The organism is Shewanella indica (genome assembly GCF_033842865.1).
Lineage (GTDB): Bacteria > Pseudomonadota > Gammaproteobacteria > Enterobacterales > Shewanellaceae > Shewanella > Shewanella indica.
Genome location: NZ_JAWXXR010000001.1, coordinates 1,896,760 through 1,914,682 on the forward strand (window position 1 = coordinate 1,896,760; position 17,923 = coordinate 1,914,682).

Sequence of the window (17,923 nt, forward strand, 5' to 3'; positions counted from 1 at the left end):
GCTGAGATTCTATCCTGGACGGCATTAAATACCGTACTGTTCACGATAGGCGCTAACGGCGGCCAACTCCTGCTCCATCCCCGGTTTCTCGGCCAGGTAGGCAATCAAATCGGCCAGCTTGATGATGGCCACTATCTGGCAACCAAAGTCGCGCTCCACTTCCTGAATGGCAGACAGTTCGCCCTTGCCCTTCTCCTGACGGTCGAGGGCAATCAATACCCCGGCCAGAGTCGCGCCATTGGCCTGAATGATCTCCATGGACTCGCGAATAGCGGTACCTGCGGTGATCACATCATCCACCAACATCACCTTACCCTTGAGCTCGCTGCCAACCAGATTGCCGCCTTCGCCGTGGTCTTTCTTCTCTTTGCGGTTAAAGCAGTAAGGAATATCCAGATCATGGTGTTCGGCCAAGGCTACAGCCGTGGTTGTGGCGATGGGGATCCCCTTGTAGGCCGGGCCAAACAGGAGATCGTAGTCGATACCGGCATCCACCAACGCAGCAGCATAAAAACGGCCCAGGCGGGCCAGATCCCGGCCAGTGTTAAACAGACCGGCATTGAAGAAGTATGGGCTCTTGCGGCCGGACTTCAGGGTAAACTCACCGAATCTCAACACCTGACGCTCAAGGGCAAATTCAATAAACTCGCGCTGATAGGCTTTCACGATCTCTCCTCTTGTGATTATGGGTAAGCCCTTAAGGCTCACGGGTACGAACAAGTACTCTCTGGAGTACGAAAAAAAGGACCCTCATGGGGTCCTTAAAAAAACTTAACTCAATGCAGCCTTCTGCACATCGATAATCTCACGAATGCCATGCTTGGCCAGCTCCAGCAGACTCAGCAACTCTTCATGGCTGAACGGCTCGCCTTCGGCGGTGCCCTGGATCTCGATGATCTTGCCGGTTTCTGTCATCACCACGTTCATATCGGTTTCGGCGGCGCTGTCTTCGATATATTCCAGGTCACAGATAGGCTCACCTTCAAAAATCCCCACGCTCACGGCGGCGATAAGGAACTTGAGCGGATTGGCCTTGAGAATACCCTTGGCACGAGCCCAATTAAGCGCATCCACCAGAGCCACACAGGCACCAGTGATGGCCGCAGTGCGGGTACCGCCGTCGGCCTGAATCACATCACAGTCGATCACTATGGTGTTTTCACCCAGCAGCTTCATATCCACAGCAGCGCGCAAAGCACGGCCGATGAGGCGCTGAATTTCCTGGGTACGACCAGACTGCTTGCCCCGGGCCGCTTCGCGATCCATACGGCTATGGGTAGAACGGGGCAACATGCCATATTCTGCCGTCACCCAACCTTGGCCCTGGCCTTTGAGAAATCTCGGCACCCCTTCGGTAAAACTGGCGGTACAGAGTACTTTGGTATCGCCGAACTCGACCAGCACAGAACCTTCCGCATGGGCGGTAAACTGGCGAGTGATTGAAATGGGGCGGGTTTGAGCCGGAGTTCTGTTGCTGGGACGCATAGTGAATTCCTGTATTTTGTCGTCTGGACTGAATTGGCTGCATATTATAGGGCCTTGCGGCGCTTGACGCCATGACGGATCCGTATCGAACCGACAAAGTGTATACACTTCACTTTAACCCCGGGGGCAAGCTGTCTATAATCCTCTGCTACACCCGTCTTCAAGCAACTGGAATATCTGATGATCCACAGCATGACCGCCTACGCCCGTATCGAGCATAAAGCCGACTGGGGCACAGCCTCCTGGGAAATCCGCTCAGTCAACCAGAGATATCTGGAAACCTATCTGCGCCTGCCGGAACAGTTCCGCAGCCTGGAGCCTGTGCTGCGAGACAGACTGCGCAAGCGTCTCAATCGCGGTAAGGTAGAAGTCAACCTGCGCTACGAGCTGAACGATCAACAAGGTACCCAGCTGAATATGAATCAGGACTTGGCACTGCAACTGTTGCAGGCCGCCAACTGGGTAAAACAGCAAGCCGGCCAGGGTGAGCTCAATCCAGTGGATATTCTGCGCTGGCCTGGGGTCATGTCCTCATCTGAGCAAGACATGGATGCCATTGCCGCCGAACTGCTCAAAGCCTTCGACGGCGCCGTCGATCAGTTTATCGAAGCCCGCGGCCGTGAAGGCAGCGCCATCAAAGAGATGCTGCTGACCCGCCTGGATGCCGTTGAAGCCCAGATCGCCATAGTCCGCGAGCACATGCCCAAGGTGATGGAATGGCAAAGGGAAAAACTCAGTAACCGCCTGGCCGAAATCCAGGGCGAACTGGACCCGGCCAGATTGGAACAGGAAATGGTATTGCTGGCCCAAAAACAGGATGTGGCCGAAGAGATGGACCGCCTTGAAGCCCATGTGGCCGAAGCCCGCCGGATCCTCAACAAGGGTGGCAGCGAAGGCCGCAGACTGGACTTCATGATGCAAGAGTTCAACCGCGAATCCAACACCCTGGCCTCCAAGTCAATCAGCAGCGAAATCACCGCCGCCGCGCTCGAGCTTAAAGTGCTGATTGAACAGATGAGAGAGCAGATCCAGAACGTGGAGTGATGTTTTAACATTCACAAGTACAGCATAAAGCCTCATTTTTTGAGGCTTTTTTGTTTTCAGAAGATTTCAGGTCTTTGCCTCTGTTTTCAACCAACTGGTGAGTTTAGTGGTGAGTAGGATTGATCTAGTATGCCCTTAAATGGTGAGTAACTTTCCATACCTAAGGAGAACTATATGGGCAAGCTCAATGCACGCAAAGTCGCCGCTTTGGCCAAAGATGAACCACGCAAAACCGCAGATGGTAATGGCCTCTACTTCGTTGTACCCGCCTCTGGAGAACCTTTTTTGGATCTTGCGATTTTCAATCAACGGTTGTCGTCCAGAAATGACAATTGGATCTTATCCAGAACTATCCCTTGCAGATGCACGAGATGCGGCCTTCACGATCTTTTTATATGTTAATTGTAAATTGAAACGTTTGTTTGAATAAGGGCTGAATTTGAGCTCTTCTGACGACCGGCTCAGCGTTTAAATAACGCCTTGGATCTATGGTGATAAATCCCCAAAACTGTAAAAATCGCTTAATAAACCTGGATTCAAAGAGCATGCTTAAGTTTCTTTCTGGCGCGAAGTAATCATCTGTAGAGAATGCCTGTAGTAAATCGGGGAAAGCAGTCATCACCTCTTTAACAAGCTGCTCCACATTGTTGTGACACTGAATGCGCCACAGCATAAATAACCAAAATGGTCGCAAGTCGACATCGTATTCGAAACTGTCCAAATAACCCCAGTTATATTTGCTGATGGCGGCCTCTAACATAGGTTTGAAAAAGGCCTGTATGCCTAGCGCTTGATACTGCTTTTGCGCTGATTTTTTTACATGGTAGCGGCCACTGCGCCGATAAATAATACCGCTAATTTCGGCAAGCACTCGGGTGTAGTGCAAGGCATTAAATTTGTCTTCGTTGCTGCCCGAAAACTCGCTGATGCTTATACTACGTTCGAATTGAGCAACGGCAAACTCAGGCAATAACTCACTGGCCTGTTTAACCAACTTAGCCGGTAAGTTGCCTTTACTCGTGGCTTTGAATGACCCATTTTGCGCCATAGCCTCATCAAGAATAAGAGCTAAATAGCGCATCACAGGACTGGCTAAAAGCGCATCTGGTGTGCTGATTGTCACCCACTGTAATTCATCAAAAGGCGCATAAAGCCAATTGGCCATTTGCGTTGGTGTTACACCACAAAAATCGGGATGAGGTTGATTATTACGATCCTGCACTTTGTGCTGTAAAACAGTGTTGAGTTCATCAAGGCTCAAATTGGGGTTCATTGCCAGCATGGTGTCAATATCATCAAATATTTGGGCATGTTGCTTGGAGACACTGCTCATACAACAACGTTTAAACTTTTTACCACTGCCACAATGGCAAGGATCGTTTCGGCCAAGCTTCATGTTGTCCCTTCTTATTACTATAGAAAAAGCGCTTCATTTTCTTGTTTACGCTGGTTCAATGTATGGGTAATAGCAGACACTGTGATTTTACTTACCCCTTGCTGCTTTGCTAGATGAGCAAACTGACTGATGGCTTCTGCGACTTCTTCAATAACTTGCCTCACCTTATTCCAATTGGCAAAGCCTGCGCTGGCAGCCAGCTTTTGCATTAGCTTAAGCGGTGGCGCTTTGCCATAACCTCCAAAGGCAGTGGCATGTTCGTTAAATGGATGTGGGCTGTAGGTAACATCGTAAAAAGGTGCAGGATTCCATTGGCCATCGTCCGTTTGCAAAAAAGCCCAGTTTTTACTGTGATCGTCTTGGTTAGACGACAGCAGGTTAAAAATGGCACGGCGAAATTGCAGTTGCCCAGCGGCTGGAGATTTACACAGCTGTCGGCTGGCTTTGATTAAATCAATATAATCTAAACTTGGCGTTCGGAAGTCTGCATCAAGCAATCCGCAGGCGCTGTGCATATGCAAGCGGCCTGAACTGCGCTGGCTGCCTAAATTGGTCTGTTCAGCGACATAATCAAAACGCTTGAGTGCTAACCACGCAGGCGCACCGCTTGTATGCGGCGCTTCAATAAGTTGCCAAATTGGCGGTTGGCACTTTGCTTGCTCGGCCATTTGCAAATAGACCGCCTCACACAAACCTTCTTCATGCCCGAGCTCTAGATTTTTCGAGGTAAACTTAATCAACCAAGCTTCATCACCGGGCTGTGCAAAGGTTCGACAATGCCGAGTTTCCCCAGCAGGCATATAAATCTGCGCCTTTGGTCTTGCACCACCCGAACTACCTCCGGCGACTAATGCGGCCAACACGTGTTGAGTATGCCCATCTAACTCATCTTGGTTGTCGTCCATATAATCTGACATTGAAGAATCGAACAGTGTTTGTGCTTCTAAACCCAAGGTTGCTAAATCAATGTCAGCGTGCGTCGTGGCTGAAAACTCAGATACCGGAGAAAAAGAGAGCGCTCCCATACCTTTATCACCGACAAAAGCCAGTCTATCCATTGCTGTTAATTGATTAGGCAGAATGCCTTTTTGCCGGAAAATACGATCTTGTAACAGCATGCCCCAACCATCGGGCAAACAATCCCCGAATACACCATGCACACCTTGGTGTGGCTGTTTAGGTGCGGCTTGTACTTGTGTGCTTGCCTGAATAGTAAAAGGCGATAAATTGCCAAACTGCTGCAAATAGCTGTCTGCATACTGAAAAAAAACGCCTTGTCGATTCTGAGCCAAAACCCCTACAGTGACCTGCTCACCTGAGCTTAACGTACGGGATATGGTGAGTTTTTGAATGGGTTTAAAACTCATCTTTTAGCACCTCATCAATGCTAGATGGTGTAGAAACGCGTTCTTTACTTGGTAGCGTGAGCTGATAGAGCCTATCCAATGAGTCGAGGGTCTGCCAAAGCAACAGCAATTGACGAAATGAAATTTGCCCAGTCAGCTCAAACTTCTTAATAGTGGCCGCTGGGACGCAGCTTCGCTCAGCGAGCGCAGCTCGTGACAGCTTCGCTCGTTGACGTAACTCACGTAAATAAGCAGCATAGGCTTGGCTTACATCGATATCATCAAGTAAAGTAAAATTCATTTGCAATGACTTATTGGATACAGTTATATCCATTATATAGGTAAATAACCAAAAATGGCCATTATTGTATCCAATGAATTCAATGGTGTTGAAAGTTTACTCGATCAAGCCTTCCGAAACTGCTATTTTTGAACCCAACTGTAGAGTGAAAACGGCACTGTTTTTCCGTACTCATAACCAAGACGTGCTACCAAGATTTAGTAAAAGCCATAGGTTAGTGGTGGGTTGTTTGGTGGTGGAAGCAGCCATTTTTGAACGGTTTGTTTTTATAACTTATTGATTTTTAAATGGTCTGGTCCGCTACTCGATGAGCAGATCCTGAACCTAGAATAATGTTCCGCGCTGTTAAAAACGTTCAAAATTCCAGCAAATCCCATTTCAAAAAGCCCCTTCAATAAGGGGCTTTGTCATTTCTAGATCCTACCTAATAGCTGGTCGGCGCAAATGAACACTAAGACCGGAGACAAGGCCTAATAGCGCAAACTCTGCACTGAATAGTGGCCAACTGCGGCAAACTCATCAGCGAACCCGGCTTACCAACAGCGCCATGCTGCCGCAGGCTAACAGTACCCATCCCAAGTGCTGCACCACACCTGCCAGAGCCAAGCCGCTGCCGATGAGTAAGTAGTACATCAAGCCAAATAGGGCACCGGCGCTGCCGGCCTGCTGCCGGTACTGAGCCAAGGCCATGCTGAGCACATTGGGGATAGCTATTCCAAATGCCATAACCACAAGTAGCATAGGCGCCAGAAACCCGATGGTGTTCAGCGAGAGTTGTACTCCTATGGCTCCCAGAAGCAGCAATAGAGCAGCGCCTTGCAAGAGTTTGCCTTTAGAGACTCCCTTGGAGATCAAGCGTTTATTGCTGTAGCTGCCGATCAGTGAGCCCAGGCCAAGGATTAAACCGCTGTAACCGAACTGTTCCGGCGTGAACCCAAGCCTGGCAAAGTTGAATCCACCGAGTTGGTAGTAAGAAAACAGGGCAACGTTATAGGCAGTAACCAAGAGCGCAGATTGCCAGATTTGCCTGTCACCGAGCATACGTTTACTCAAGGCGACCAGTTGCAAACTCTGCCTGCTGGTTTGGGTTTCCGGCAGCCTGATAAAACAATAGGCGAATAATCCCAAGGCCATAATAAATAAAGCTAAAAATACCGCATGATGACCACCCACCTTGACCAATTGGCCACCGGAAAACATGCCGATAACCGGGCTGATGGCAATCCCAAGTCCCATCACACTGAACACTTTCGCCAACTCTTCACCGCTGAAGGCGTCACGCAGCATGATTTGGGTGACGATAGAGCCGACAGCAATACCAAAAGCGCTGCAGGCTCTGGCGGCCATCAGCACGGCGAAGCTGGTTGTTGACATGGCCACCCAGGCTGCGACGCCATAGATAAAGAGTCCCAGCAACATGGCCTGGCGACGGCCGCAAGTGTCGGCCACTATGCCCCACACTGCCACGCCCACAGCGAAAGCCAGAAAATAAACCGATAGGGTTTGCGCCGCCTGAGGGTAGGACACGGCAAATGTCTGCGAAATCGCCCCCAGGGCCGGGCTGTAAATGGTTTCCACTATTTGCGGGAACATCAGTAGCGCCAGCATCAACCATAGCGAAGGTTTGGTTTTCATCTCTTATCCTTATCACAATCAAGCAAGCTGCGAACAAGCCCTGCTCCTCTATGCAGGCTTGATCCGCGCTTTCCAAGTCGGCGCGCAGTGTATACTCTTGATGAAACGGCACGTTAACGACATAAAGACAAGAAACATCAAAATAGGGACATCATGGCGATTATTGAGCAGGAAACTGAGTTCGATGCGGATACCTTTCCAGCCAGTGTTATCGGCATTGCGGCCGATGTTGGCCAGCACGATTCGGGCATGCACCAACACCATAAAGGGCAACTGCTTTATGCCCCCCACGGCTGCATGAGCTTTGCATTGGAGAACGCCATCTGCATCTTGCCACCCACCAAAGCCGTGTGGATCCCGCCCGGTATTTCGCACCGCGCGGTAATGACCAATGTGGTGGCCTATCGTTCTTTGTATTTTGATTGCGCCAGGTTCAACACTCCGGCTGAGCTTCGCATGATAGAGGTCAACGCCCTCTTGAAAGCCTTGATAGACAAGATGGCACTGTGGCCGTGGAACACGCCGGAGTCGGATATGGCCAATAGCAGTGCGTTATTTTGGGAAGAGTTTTATGCCGCCAAGAAACATTCATTTCAGCTGCCACTGCCACAGGATCGCAGGTTTCGCCGATTCCGCCAGCGGCTTATCAAGGAAGAGTTTCTCGCGCCGGATATACGCAGGCTTGCCGACAGTGTCGGCGCCAGTACCAAGACAGTCACCCGGTTATTCAAGGCTGAAACCGGTATGACTTATCAGCAATGGCGCCAACAATGGCGCCTTTTGAAGGCCATCGAACTCCTATCCGGCGCCAAATCTGTCAGCGAGGTGGCCCACAAGCTGGCGTTTTCTTCCGACAGCGCCTTCATTGCCTTTTTTAAAAAGCAGACGGGCCAAACGCCTTTGAGCTTTATTCAGAATTCAATCAATTAAGGACGGTGTGAACAAGCCTCATGCGTACTCTGCGCCGGCTCATAAAATTGAATGCAAGGCTTGCTGCAGAAGCACAAATCCTTTGTAAACAGTGGGAATGGATGAATAACTTCCATAGGCGTTCCTTGCCAGAGACCACTGGGTATCGTTATAAATAACTCATTGACGCCAGGTCCCGCTCACGAGGCTACTGCAGGCAAGTTGTTGAAGCGTTGGCTGGCGTCAAGGTGTTAAACAAAGTCATAAGATTCGGCATGCCTGTTCGCCAGACCATCTTATGTTCCGGTGGTCAACTAAATACACTTTTGAATCCATGCACTATAGTGACCTGGATGTCATCAGAAGCGGTAGTCTACGCTCAGGTACAGTTGCTGGGTGTTGTCCAGCGCATATTTACCTGTGTCTATCTTGTTGTCATAGTCTTGCTTCAGATAACGATAACCTATCTCGGTATTGAGGTTGTCATTCAGTTTATACACAAGACCCGTTTGACCACCCCAGACAAAATTATTGTCTGATCCCAGAGCGCCGCTGTCCGGTGAGGTGTGGTTAATCCCCGCGCTGGCACCGACAAACCAGTTCAGCTTGTGGGCCTGATCCAAACCTACCAGATAGTCATAGGAAACCAGTCCCATCTGTTGTTTGGCGAAGTCATCGCTGTTGTAGCTATAAGTGGCGTACAGACGCTGGTTGGGGGTAAGGAAGGTACCGCCGCGCACCATGTAGACAGCGTTGCGATCATCATCGCTGAACTTGCCGCCATCAATGGGCTTGTGAGAGTAGTCGTTTTGCTGCGCGCCGACACCACCGCCGACAAACCAGTCAGCGGCAAAGGAAGGGGCTGAGAAAGCGAGAGCCGCAGCGGAAGCCAGTATTAGAGATTGAATTTTCATAATTTACTCCTTGATCCGGGAAAGACCGGATGGCTGTTTTAAGCCGGGTCAACTTGTGTTCATCGGCAGGTTAGGGCCGTTTTGCTGAACTTTGACTGAATGAGAGCCGGAAGAGACTTTTTATCGTATAAGTTAGGTTTTTGTGTTAAAAAACTTGATGTTAGAAATGGCAATTGTTGATAGCCCGTGATGGGGTTGTGGTTGGAAATGGGACTATTAACCTGAGGGAAAAGGGATGAGACTGGTATTTGTACACGGCTGGAGTGTGACCTCCACAGAGACCTATGGTTATTTGCCCCAGGCATTGGCCAAGCTGGCAGACACTGAGCTTGAGGTGAGTCATCTGCACCTGGGGCGTTATATCAGTTTTCAGGACCAAGTGAAGCTGGAGGACGTTGCGCTGGCTTTCGAGGCTGCCAGACGTGAAGTGCTGGGGGATGAGCCTTTCGCGGTGATCACCCACAGCACTGGCGCGGCCGTGATACGTTGTTGGTTGGAAACCTTCTTCGGCGCTCAAAAGCTGGCGGCTTGTCCCGTGACTCATATGATCATGCTGGCACCGGCCAATCACGGCTCAGCTTTGGCACAGCTTGGCAAGTCGCGCCTTGCCAGGATTAAGGCCTGGTTTGATGGATTGGAGCCAGGGCAGAAGATCCTTGACTGGTTGGAGCTGGGCAGCCTGGGGCAGGCTGCTTTAAGTCAAGCCTGGCTTAACTATGATTTTGAAGTTGCTAGGCTTTGGCCCTTGGTGCTGACTGGCGAAAGCATAGATGCATCCCTCTATGATTATCTCAACTCCTATACCGCCGAGCCTGGCTCGGATGGTGTGGTGCGGGTCGCGGCGGCGAATATGAATTATGCTCGGCTGCAATTGGTGGAGCAGGCTCAGGAATGTGACAGCTTTGATGGTGCCTGCGTGGCCAAGCTGGTGCCGGCAAGTTTCATTCAGGCTCCTGTCAGTGGCTTTGGCATTATTCCCAGGGCCAGTCACAGCAAAGAAAAAATGGGGATCATGCGCTCTGTCAGTCGCAGAAATGCCACTAACAAGCCGGTGGTGCAGGCGATTCTTAATTGGTTAAAAGTCGACTCGGTAGAGGCTTATCGTCATGCCTGTCAGGAGTTTGCGCGGCAAACCCAAAGCCGGGCTACCAAGAAGCGTTACACTATGTTGGTGATTCGGGTGTGGGATGATACCGGCGCCGCCATAGAGGATTTCGATTTCTATCTGCTCAGTGGCGAGCAGTATCTGCCGGGTATTTTGCCTAAGGGCTTTATGCAGGATAAACAGCGCAATCAGCAGAGCCGCAACTGCCTGACTCTGTATCTGGATGCCGCCAAGATGCAGACCCTGCCTCAGGGTAAAATCGGTTTTAAGCTGGTACCGCGCCCCGATGATGGCGGCTGTTATTATCGCGCGGCTGAGTTCCAGTCTGATGCCGGCGCGGTATCCAGGCTGCTGAAGCAAGACGCCACTTTGGAAGTGGATCTCTTGCTTAAGCGGCATCGTGATGGCGGGCTGTTTACCCTTGTCAGCCCTGAAGAGGGCGGCGATTTTTCCCGCTTACCTCCCCAGGGGGAACTTGCCGAGATTTGATGGCTAATTTTTTACAGTACTCCTGCTGGCCACAGACCTTGGTCCTCTTGACATTGTTCCGGGCGCTCCCTAGTCTGCTTGAACAATAGTCAAGGTGGTAAGCAATGGAAATCAAGTATCAGTTAAAGCCCGCCGCAGAGCGTCGCTCAGAGCAGTTTTGTCCTGAAGGTAATGTTGGCTTTGGTCGTCTGCGCACCGACCATATGTTCATGATGGATTATTATGATGGCGAGTGGCGGGATCCCCGCATCGTCCCCTACGGTCCGTTTGAGATGGCTCCCGGCGCGATGGCGCTGCATTATGGTCAGAGTATTTTTGAGGGCGCCAAGGCTTTTATGCATGAAGACGGTGAGATTTATACTTTCCGGCTCAACAAGAATGCCGAACGCATGAACCGCTCTGCCGATATCGTCTGTATTCCCAATATTGATGAAGCCATGCAGCTTAAGGCGATCAACGCCCTTATCGATGTCGACCGTCTCTGGTTCCCCATGCAGGAAGGGGCTTGCCTCTATATCCGGCCCTTTATTTTTGCCACCGAAGACAGACTGTCAGTCAGCCCGGCTAACCGCTACACCTTCTGTGTGGTGATGAGTCCCAGCGGCGCCTACTATGGTGAGAGTCTCAACGCCATTCGCCTGCTGATCAGCAAAGAATTCCATCGTGCGGTATCCGGCGGTACCGGAGCCTCCAAGGCTGCCGGCAACTATGCCGCTTCCCTGCGTGCCGGTAAGGCCGCCGCGGCTCACGGTGCTTCCCAGGTGCTGTACCTGGACTCGACCAATGAATATATCGAAGAAGCCGGAGCGATGAACCACTTCCATATTCTCAAGGATGGTACAGTGATCATCCCTGAGTTTACCGATACCATACTCAAGTCGATTACCTCTCAGTCAATTATTGAGCTGGCGCCACTGCTTGGCTGTGATGTCCGCCAGGAGCAGGTCAAGCTTGATGATTTTATCGCAGGTGTCGAGTCAGGCGAGATCATCGAAGCCGGCGGTTTCGGCACAGCGGCCGTGGTTTCTCCGGTCGGCTCCTACATTTTTGAAGATGGCCGGGTGGTTACTGTCGGTGACGGCAAGGTGGGTGAACATGTCAGCCGCATCTATAAAGTTTTCACTGAAATCCAGAAAGGGCACAGACAAGGCCCACAAGGCTGGGTCTGCAAAGTGCCCAGGCAGGAAAAGGCATAAGCCAATAACCCCCCATTGATAAAAACGCGGTCATTTGAGCCGCGTTTTTTACGAGCTGATTTTATTTTCGGCTGAGTAAGGCTTGTGCTTGCACTTCTGTCATCGGGCGTCCCAACAGGAAGCCCTGGGCCTGATCGCAGCCCTGGGCGGCGAGGAAGTTAAGCTGGGCCTGGGTTTCAACCCCTTCGGCCACCACCTGTAACTCCAGGCTGTGAGCCAGTACTATGATGGCGCTGGTAATGGCGGCATCGTCAGGATCTTTGGTGATATCGCGGACAAACTCACGGTCAATTTTTAAGGTATCCAGCGGGAAACGCTTGAGATAGGCCAGACTGGAGTAGCCGGTACCGAAATCATCGACCGCCAGGCTTAATCCCAGCCCTTTCAGTTGATTGAGTATTTCCACCGATTCCAATGGTTGTTGCATCACCGCTGACTCTGTCAGTTCAATCTCAAGTAGATCAGCGGCCAGACCATGCATGGCAAGAGCCACTTCTATGCTGGAAATAATGTCTGACTGCAGCTGTTTGGCAGAGAGATTGATCGCTATCGGAACTGCTTTCAGCCCTTGATTCTGCCAGCGCTCCAGTTGACTGCAGACACTCAGCAGTACCCACTGACCTATGGCGTTGATCTGGCCGGTTTCCTCGGCCAGCGGAATAAACTCTGCCGGAGAAATAGGCCCAAGCTCCTGGCTTTCCCAACGCAGCAGGGCTTCCATGCCGGTGAGTTTGCCGCTATGGACGCAGAATTTGGGTTGATACAGCAGGTAGAATTCATCGCGTTCCAGCGCCTGTTTCAGCCCGGCTTCCAGCTGCACATGGCGCACCGCATAGGCGTTGAGTTTAGCTGTATAGAACTGGAAGTTATTGCGTCCCAGTGACTTGGCATGGTACATGGCGGTGTCGGCAAACTTCAGCAGCTCCAGCGCATCTTCGGCATCATCCGGATAGAGGCTGATGCCTATGGATGGTGAAACATTGAGACTGAAGTTCTCCAGTGAGAAGGGGCGATCAAACACCGCCAGCAGTTTTTCGGCGATGACGGTCGCCGCCTCGGTTTTTTGCAGCCCTTCGAGAATGATGATGAACTCATCACCACCCAGACGGGCAACAGTATCCCCATCTCTTATCGCTTGGGTCAGTCTGGAGGAAACTGCTTTCAGCAGTTGATCGCCCACATGATGGCCCAAAGAATCGTTAATGTGTTTGAATCTGTCCAGATCCAGGAACAGCAGGGCGACCAAGTTACGGTTACGGTGCGCCTGGCGCAGGGCATGATCCAACCTGTCCTGGAACAGAGTGCGATTGGGCAGGCCTGTGAGCTGATCATAGTTGGCCAACAGGCGCAGATCTTCCTCGGCCTGTTTGCGGTCTGTGATATCGGTAAATACCACCACGAAATGGCTGGCTTCGCCCTGGCTGTTGAGCACCTGATTGACTTCCATCCACACCAGCAGCGGCTGCTTGCAGTGGGTGCGGATCTGCACTTCACCGGACCAGTGTTTTTGGTTCAGCAATTGATGCTCTATCTGTTGATAGAAGCTTCTGTCATAGAGGCCACGGGTCAGGAACAGGAAAGGCTTACAGGCGATCTGCTGTTCGCTGAAGCCTGTTGTGCTGCAAAATGCCGGATTGACCGAGATGATGCGGTAGTTGAGATCGCAAACCACCACAGACTCATTCATGCTTTCCAGTACCTGGGATGATAGTCGCAGCGCCTCTTCCTGACCGCGGCGCATACTGATATCTGTGAAAGTGCCTGCCAGGCGCAATGGCTTGCCGCTACGGTCGCGCTCGACGATCTTGCCGCGATCCAACACCCAGCTCCAGTTGGCGTCGGTGAGTTTGATACGATACTCGGCCTCGAAGAATTCGGTATCTCCCTGCAGGTAGCTCTCCAGTGCCGCTTGAACCTGGGGCCTGTCATCGGGATGCACCAGTGCCATCTGCCTACTGGCGTTGGTTTCCGCCGGTGCTTCCGAGCCTTGTTTGGGGCCGGTAACGAAGAAGCGATCATCTTCCAGCTGCCAGTCCCACATGCGGTCACCCGAGCCCCATAGCGCCAGTTTCAGCCTTTCTTCGGAAAGTTGAATGTTGGACTGGGTTTGCTGTTCGAGGCGGCGTTGAGCAAGGAAATGTCTTAGCCAGAGGCTAAACAGTATCAGTGTCAGTGTCAGGTAAAACAGATACGCCTGAGTGGTGCGGTAAAAGGGGGCCGGTACCGTGAGTTTTAGCAGTAGCTGTTCTTGTCCTTCAGGGTTGTGTTGTAACTGATGGCGGACAAACAGCCGATAGTTGCCAGGCGCCAAGTTGGTATAGCTGATTTCGTGCAGCGACTGGGCCGGGTGCCAGCTTTTGTCCCAGCCTTCAAGAAAAAAGCTGAATCTGTGGCGTTGGGGATAGGCAAAATCCAGTGCTGAGATCTCAAAGCTTACCAACTGCTCGCTGTAAGGAATCGTCAATTCGGGAACGTGACCAAGATCCAGCCGTGGGAAATAGCTGTTGCCCATGCGGTAACCTGCCAGGGCCAGTTTAGGTTGTTTACGAACTTTGGGGACTTGTTGAGGGTAGAAATGGTTCAATCCATTGATGCCACCAAACCAGATACTGCCATCCGTATCCTGCCAACTGACATTGCCGTTGAACTCCAACGCCTGTAATCCTTCATGTTCATTGAAAGTCAGCACCTTTTCCTTGTCTACGGCAAAGCGACTGATCCCTGAATTACTGCTGAACCAGAAGTCGCCACTCTCGTCTTGTTCAATGGCATAGACGGTGTTGCCCGGTAATCCCTGATTACGGTCGAAGTGCTGCAGCTCACCTTGACGCAAGCGGCTGAGACCGCCGTGAGTAGCAAACCAGATGTTGCCGTCTCTGTCTTTGAGTATGTCCCGCACCATGGGATTGACCAGACGATCACCGCGGATGATCTGCTGTTGACCTGTGTCAGGTTGCAGCCAATAAGCTCCGTTGGTAGTACCGACCCAGATGCCGTTATTGGCTGTGGTCAGACTGAGGATCATTTGCTCTTGTGGGCCATCTTCAAGATACTCGTTGACAAAGTGAGCTTGGAATCCCCTGGTTTCCGGGTTGAAATGGTATAGGGTGTTGCCGACACCGAGCCAGATATGCTCATCTGGACTGATGAGCAAATCACGAATAGCGGGTTTGTTACCCGGAGGACGATAGAGCTGCATTTCGCCGCTGTTGTTCAGGCTTATCAAGCCGCCACTGCTGGCCAGCCACAATCTTTGGTGACTGTCTTGGGCAATCGCACTCACGGTGAGATCCAAAAAGGATTCATCCTGGCCGAGCAGCTTGGCAAGCTGATTGTGGTGGGATACAAAGCGGCCATCGGCCGTTATATGAAATAAGCCGGCCCTATCTGTGCCCAAATATAGCAGGCCGTCTTTAGCGCGGAATATAGCGCGGATATTATTGTCCCGCTGACGCTCCAAGGGTTGTTGATTGTTGTAGATATGCTTGAAGTATTGCCGGGCCAGGTTCACCTTGTCTATGCCGGAAAACAGGCTGCCAATCCACAAGATCCCGTTATTGTCCTGCAGCAGGCTGTAGACATCATTATCACTGAGGCTGTTGGGATCCGATGGGTCATAGCGATAGTGTCTGGCTTGCCACTGACCTTCTTTAAGCTGTAGTTGGATAAGTCCTGTCTGTTGCCCACCAAGCCAGATGTCACCTCTGTTGTCGAAGATAAATTCGAGAATGCCCCGATTGGGTTTGGGTAAACGATAGATAAGCTCTGGGTTGTTCAAACCCGGCGGATAACGCCAGAGTGCGTCATCAATTGCCAGCCACAGGGCGCCATCTTCGCTTTGGCGCGCCTGTACCGGATGTCCATGTTCGGCATCGGGTAAGGGCAGGGGCTTGAGTCCTTCATTACGCAAAAGCAGCAAACCATCACTCTGGCTGCCAATCAGCAAGGCATCTTTTCCTATGGGGGTCAGCACTTGGATATCTGTGCTGATATTTTGCCTCAGTGACAGCTCATGCAACTCGTCGCTGTCAGTATCCAGGGCGTAGAGTCCGTTGCCGCTACCGATCCAGAGTGTGTCTCCCACCAGAGCCAGGCGGTTAATTTTTTTGCTGCTGAGCCCCTGGTCGCGGCCAATGGAAGTGAATACGCCTGTTTGTAGATCCAGGCGGTTCAAGCCGCCATTGAAGGTGCCTACCCAAAGTTGTCCCTGGCCATCCTGTAGTATGTCGGTGACATGATTATCCGACAATGTCTGGCTGTGGTAGGGGTCATGCTGAAACAGGGTAAAGTCGATGCCGTTGTAACTGTGTAAGCCATCCTGGGTGCCAATCCACAAGATACCGGCCTTGTCCTGGTAGAGGCTGGTGATGCTGTTCTGGTTAAGGCCATTCATGCTGCTGACATGCTGAAATTTGAGCTGGGGCACAGGTTCAGCCCTGAGCTCAAACAGGCTGACAGATAACAGCAGAGCGGCGAGTAAGCAACAGATCCGCGACAAGAATCCCTCTTCTTTGGTGGCTTGGGTTAGTGATAATGTAACCATTCTCTATGGGGGAGGGCTGACGGGCGTTTCAAGGCATTATTGAAACTGTGCAGGCCAATGTTGACCTATCTTCTGCTTCCTTCCAATGTTTGCCTTGTATAAACATCCATCAGTCTCGCAGAGTCAGTAAACTCCTAATACAGAATGGTATTACTTATAACAGATTTCTTTTCTCTGTTTGGCAAACTTTATATTGCATGGTTGCAAATTGGAATGAAAAAAGGCCCCGCCGGAAGGGAGGAAGCGGAGCCTTTACAAAAGGGAAGCGGCAATCAATTACTTAACAGGGGGGATTGCCTTGAGCTAAAGCTCAACTGAATTTTAGCAGCCGCGGTCCGGGATCCGGACCTGACCTTCCATCAGAATGCGCGCTGAGCGACTCATGATGGCCTTGGTCACCTGCCATTGGCCGTCCTTGAATTCGGCCTCGGCGCCGACTTTCAAAGTGCCAGATGGGTGGCCGAAGCGTACCGAGCTGCGCTCACCGCCGCCGGCCGCCAGGTTAACCAGGGTGCCCGGGATAGCTGCGGCCGTGCCTATGGCCACTGCCGCCGTGCCCATCATGGCGTGGTGCAATTTACCCATCGACAGAGCGCGAACCAGGAGGTCTACATCGGTTTCGGCCAACTGTTTGCCACTGGAAACCTGATGCGCCTGCGGTTTGGCCACAAACGCTACCTTGGGAGTGTGTTGGCGGGTTTCGGCTTCGGATAGCTCCTTAATCAACCCCATTGCCAGCGCGCCGTGTGCCCTAAGCAGCTCAAAGCGAGCCAGCGCCTCGGGATCGCCGTTGATCTCCGGCTGTAGTTCGGTACCTTGATAGCCGAGATCGGCGGCATTGACGAAAATGGTCGGGATCCCGGCATTGATTAGCGTTGCCTGAATTTTGCCACTGGGGTGTACCTCGGTGGGAACCGTCAGCTCATCCACCAGCTTGCCGGTAGGGAACATGGCACCGCCGTCTTCTCCATCATCGGCGGGGTCGATAAATTCCAGCACGATTTCGGCGGCGGGGAAGGTGACACCGTCGAGCTCAAAGTCACCGGTTTCCTGCACTTCACCGGCGCTGACCGGCACCTTGGCGATAATGGTCTTGCCGATATTGGCCTGCCAAATCCGCACTTCGCAGATGCCGTTTTCCGGTACCCGTTCCTGATCAACCAGACCGGCATGCAGGGCAAAGGCGCCGGCCGCAGTGGAAAGGTTGCCGCAGTTGCCGCTCCAGTCGACGAAGGGCTTATCTATGGAGACCTGACCATAGAGGTAGTCCACGTCGTGGCCGGGAACCTGGCTGGCATTCATGATCACGCATTTGCTGGTACTCGAGGTCGCGCCGCCCATACCGTCTGTGTGTTTGCCGTAGGGGTCCGGGCTGCCGATGACTCGCATCAACAAGGCATCGCGGGCCGGGCCGGGCACTCTGGCCGTCTCGGGTAGATCGTCCAGGCGGAAGAACACCCCCTTACTGGTGCCGCCGCGCATATAGGTGGCGGGAATTTTTATCTGTGGTTTAAATGCCATGGCATTGGATCCTTTGAGATAAATATTTTTATCAGTCGG

14 protein-coding genes and 1 pseudogene are annotated in these 17,923 nt (G+C 51.8%); 6 read left to right on the forward strand and 9 right to left on the reverse strand.

Translation table 11 applies throughout. The features are described 5' to 3' along the window. Positions 1 to 24 precede the first annotated feature (24 nt). Positions 25 to 666, reverse strand: a complete 642-nt coding sequence (pyrE, locus tag SIL79_RS08815) for an orotate phosphoribosyltransferase (protein WP_025010866.1) — start codon at positions 664 to 666, stop codon at positions 25 to 27. A gap of 105 nt (positions 667 to 771) precedes the next feature. Beyond that, positions 772 to 1,485, reverse strand: a complete 714-nt coding sequence (gene rph, locus SIL79_RS08820; RefSeq protein WP_025010865.1) for a ribonuclease PH — start codon at positions 1,483 to 1,485, stop codon at positions 772 to 774. 180 nt (positions 1,486 to 1,665) lie between these two features. On the opposite strand from rph, the gene SIL79_RS08825 reads away from it, so the two are divergent. Then, the gene (locus SIL79_RS08825) at positions 1,666 to 2,529 is read left to right on the forward strand and encodes a YicC/YloC family endoribonuclease (protein ID WP_039035361.1); all 864 of its coding nucleotides are present in this window, start codon (positions 1,666 to 1,668) and stop codon (positions 2,527 to 2,529) included. A 244-nt stretch (positions 2,530 to 2,773) separates the two neighbouring features. Beyond that, entirely contained in the window at positions 2,774 to 2,959 is a 186-nt protein-coding gene (locus tag SIL79_RS20680) for an Arm DNA-binding domain-containing protein (RefSeq protein ID WP_405130433.1), read from the forward strand. Here SIL79_RS20680 and SIL79_RS08830 read toward each other — a convergent pair. The 4 genes from SIL79_RS08830 to SIL79_RS08845 all read right to left on the reverse strand — a co-directional run bounded on the left by SIL79_RS08830 (position 2,921) and on the right by SIL79_RS08845 (position 7,207). After that, positions 2,921 to 3,925: a YecA family protein gene (locus SIL79_RS08830; RefSeq protein WP_039035362.1), complete on the reverse strand. Its 1,005-nt coding sequence runs from the start codon at positions 3,923 to 3,925 to the stop codon at positions 2,921 to 2,923. The genes SIL79_RS20680 and SIL79_RS08830 overlap by 39 nt on opposite strands. 17 nt (positions 3,926 to 3,942) lie before the next feature. Next, positions 3,943 to 5,292: a type II toxin-antitoxin system HipA family toxin gene (locus SIL79_RS08835; protein WP_319619158.1), complete on the reverse strand. Its 1,350-nt coding sequence runs from the start codon at positions 5,290 to 5,292 to the stop codon at positions 3,943 to 3,945. Next, positions 5,282 to 5,572, reverse strand: coding sequence for a helix-turn-helix domain-containing protein (locus SIL79_RS08840; protein ID WP_039035364.1), 291 nt, complete (start codon positions 5,570 to 5,572; stop codon positions 5,282 to 5,284). The genes SIL79_RS08835 and SIL79_RS08840 overlap by 11 nt, the downstream gene beginning before the upstream one ends. A gap of 519 nt (positions 5,573 to 6,091) precedes the next feature. Continuing rightward, entirely contained in the window at positions 6,092 to 7,207 is a 1,116-nt protein-coding gene (locus tag SIL79_RS08845) for a multidrug effflux MFS transporter (RefSeq protein WP_319619159.1), read from the reverse strand. 153 nt (positions 7,208 to 7,360) lie between these two features. On the opposite strand from SIL79_RS08845, the gene SIL79_RS08850 reads away from it, so the two are divergent. Then, positions 7,361 to 8,137 carry an AraC family transcriptional regulator gene (locus tag SIL79_RS08850; protein WP_144361383.1) on the forward strand — a complete coding sequence of 259 codons (777 nt, stop codon included), beginning with the start codon at positions 7,361 to 7,363 and terminating at the stop codon, positions 8,135 to 8,137. 86 nt (positions 8,138 to 8,223) lie between these two features. Then, a pseudogene (locus SIL79_RS08855) lies at positions 8,224 to 8,409 on the forward strand (IS5/IS1182 family transposase); the annotation flags it as partial. 66 nt (positions 8,410 to 8,475) lie between these two features. Here SIL79_RS08855 and SIL79_RS08860 read toward each other — a convergent pair. Then, entirely contained in the window at positions 8,476 to 9,030 is a 555-nt protein-coding gene (locus tag SIL79_RS08860; RefSeq protein ID WP_144361382.1) for an outer membrane beta-barrel protein, read from the reverse strand. A gap of 235 nt (positions 9,031 to 9,265) precedes the next feature. Between SIL79_RS08860 and SIL79_RS08865 the strand changes: the two genes are divergently transcribed. Further along, positions 9,266 to 10,624, forward strand: a complete 1,359-nt coding sequence (locus SIL79_RS08865; protein ID WP_071476417.1) for an esterase/lipase family protein — start codon at positions 9,266 to 9,268, stop codon at positions 10,622 to 10,624. A gap of 104 nt (positions 10,625 to 10,728) precedes the next feature. Continuing rightward, a complete protein-coding gene (locus SIL79_RS08870) occupies positions 10,729 to 11,820 on the forward strand; it encodes a branched-chain amino acid aminotransferase (protein ID WP_071476418.1) in 1,092 nt (363 codons plus the stop codon). A gap of 61 nt (positions 11,821 to 11,881) precedes the next feature. Here SIL79_RS08870 and SIL79_RS08875 read toward each other — a convergent pair whose 3' ends face one another. Then, on the reverse strand, positions 11,882 to 16,318 hold the full coding sequence (locus tag SIL79_RS08875; RefSeq protein WP_052248220.1) for an EAL domain-containing protein: 4,437 nt from the start codon (positions 16,316 to 16,318) through the stop codon (positions 11,882 to 11,884). Between the two features lie 366 nt (positions 16,319 to 16,684). Continuing rightward, entirely contained in the window at positions 16,685 to 17,884 is a 1,200-nt protein-coding gene (gene prpF, locus SIL79_RS08880; RefSeq protein ID WP_319619161.1) for a 2-methylaconitate cis-trans isomerase PrpF, read from the reverse strand. Positions 17,885 to 17,923 lie beyond the last annotated feature (39 nt).

Coding starts and splice junctions, on each gene's coding strand:
- rph (WP_025010865.1), bottom strand. CDS start 1,485: ATGCGTCCCAGCAACAGAACTCCGGCTCAAACCCGCCCCATTTCAATC.
- SIL79_RS08825 (WP_039035361.1), top strand. CDS start 1,666: ATGATCCACAGCATGACCGCCTACGCCCGTATCGAGCATAAAGCCGAC.
- SIL79_RS20680 (WP_405130433.1), top strand. CDS start 2,774: ATGGCCTCTACTTCGTTGTACCCGCCTCTGGAGAACCTTTTTTGGATC.
- SIL79_RS08830 (WP_039035362.1), bottom strand. CDS start 3,925: ATGAAGCTTGGCCGAAACGATCCTTGCCATTGTGGCAGTGGTAAAAAG.
- SIL79_RS08835 (WP_319619158.1), bottom strand. CDS start 5,292: ATGAGTTTTAAACCCATTCAAAAACTCACCATATCCCGTACGTTAAGC.
- SIL79_RS08840 (WP_039035364.1), bottom strand. CDS start 5,572: ATGAATTTTACTTTACTTGATGATATCGATGTAAGCCAAGCCTATGCT.
- SIL79_RS08845 (WP_319619159.1), bottom strand. CDS start 7,207: ATGAAAACCAAACCTTCGCTATGGTTGATGCTGGCGCTACTGATGTTC.
- SIL79_RS08850 (WP_144361383.1), top strand. CDS start 7,361: ATGGCGATTATTGAGCAGGAAACTGAGTTCGATGCGGATACCTTTCCA.
- SIL79_RS08860 (WP_144361382.1), bottom strand. CDS start 9,030: ATGAAAATTCAATCTCTAATACTGGCTTCCGCTGCGGCTCTCGCTTTC.
- SIL79_RS08865 (WP_071476417.1), top strand. CDS start 9,266: ATGAGACTGGTATTTGTACACGGCTGGAGTGTGACCTCCACAGAGACC.
- SIL79_RS08870 (WP_071476418.1), top strand. CDS start 10,729: ATGGAAATCAAGTATCAGTTAAAGCCCGCCGCAGAGCGTCGCTCAGAG.
- prpF (WP_319619161.1), bottom strand. CDS start 17,884: ATGGCATTTAAACCACAGATAAAAATTCCCGCCACCTATATGCGCGGC.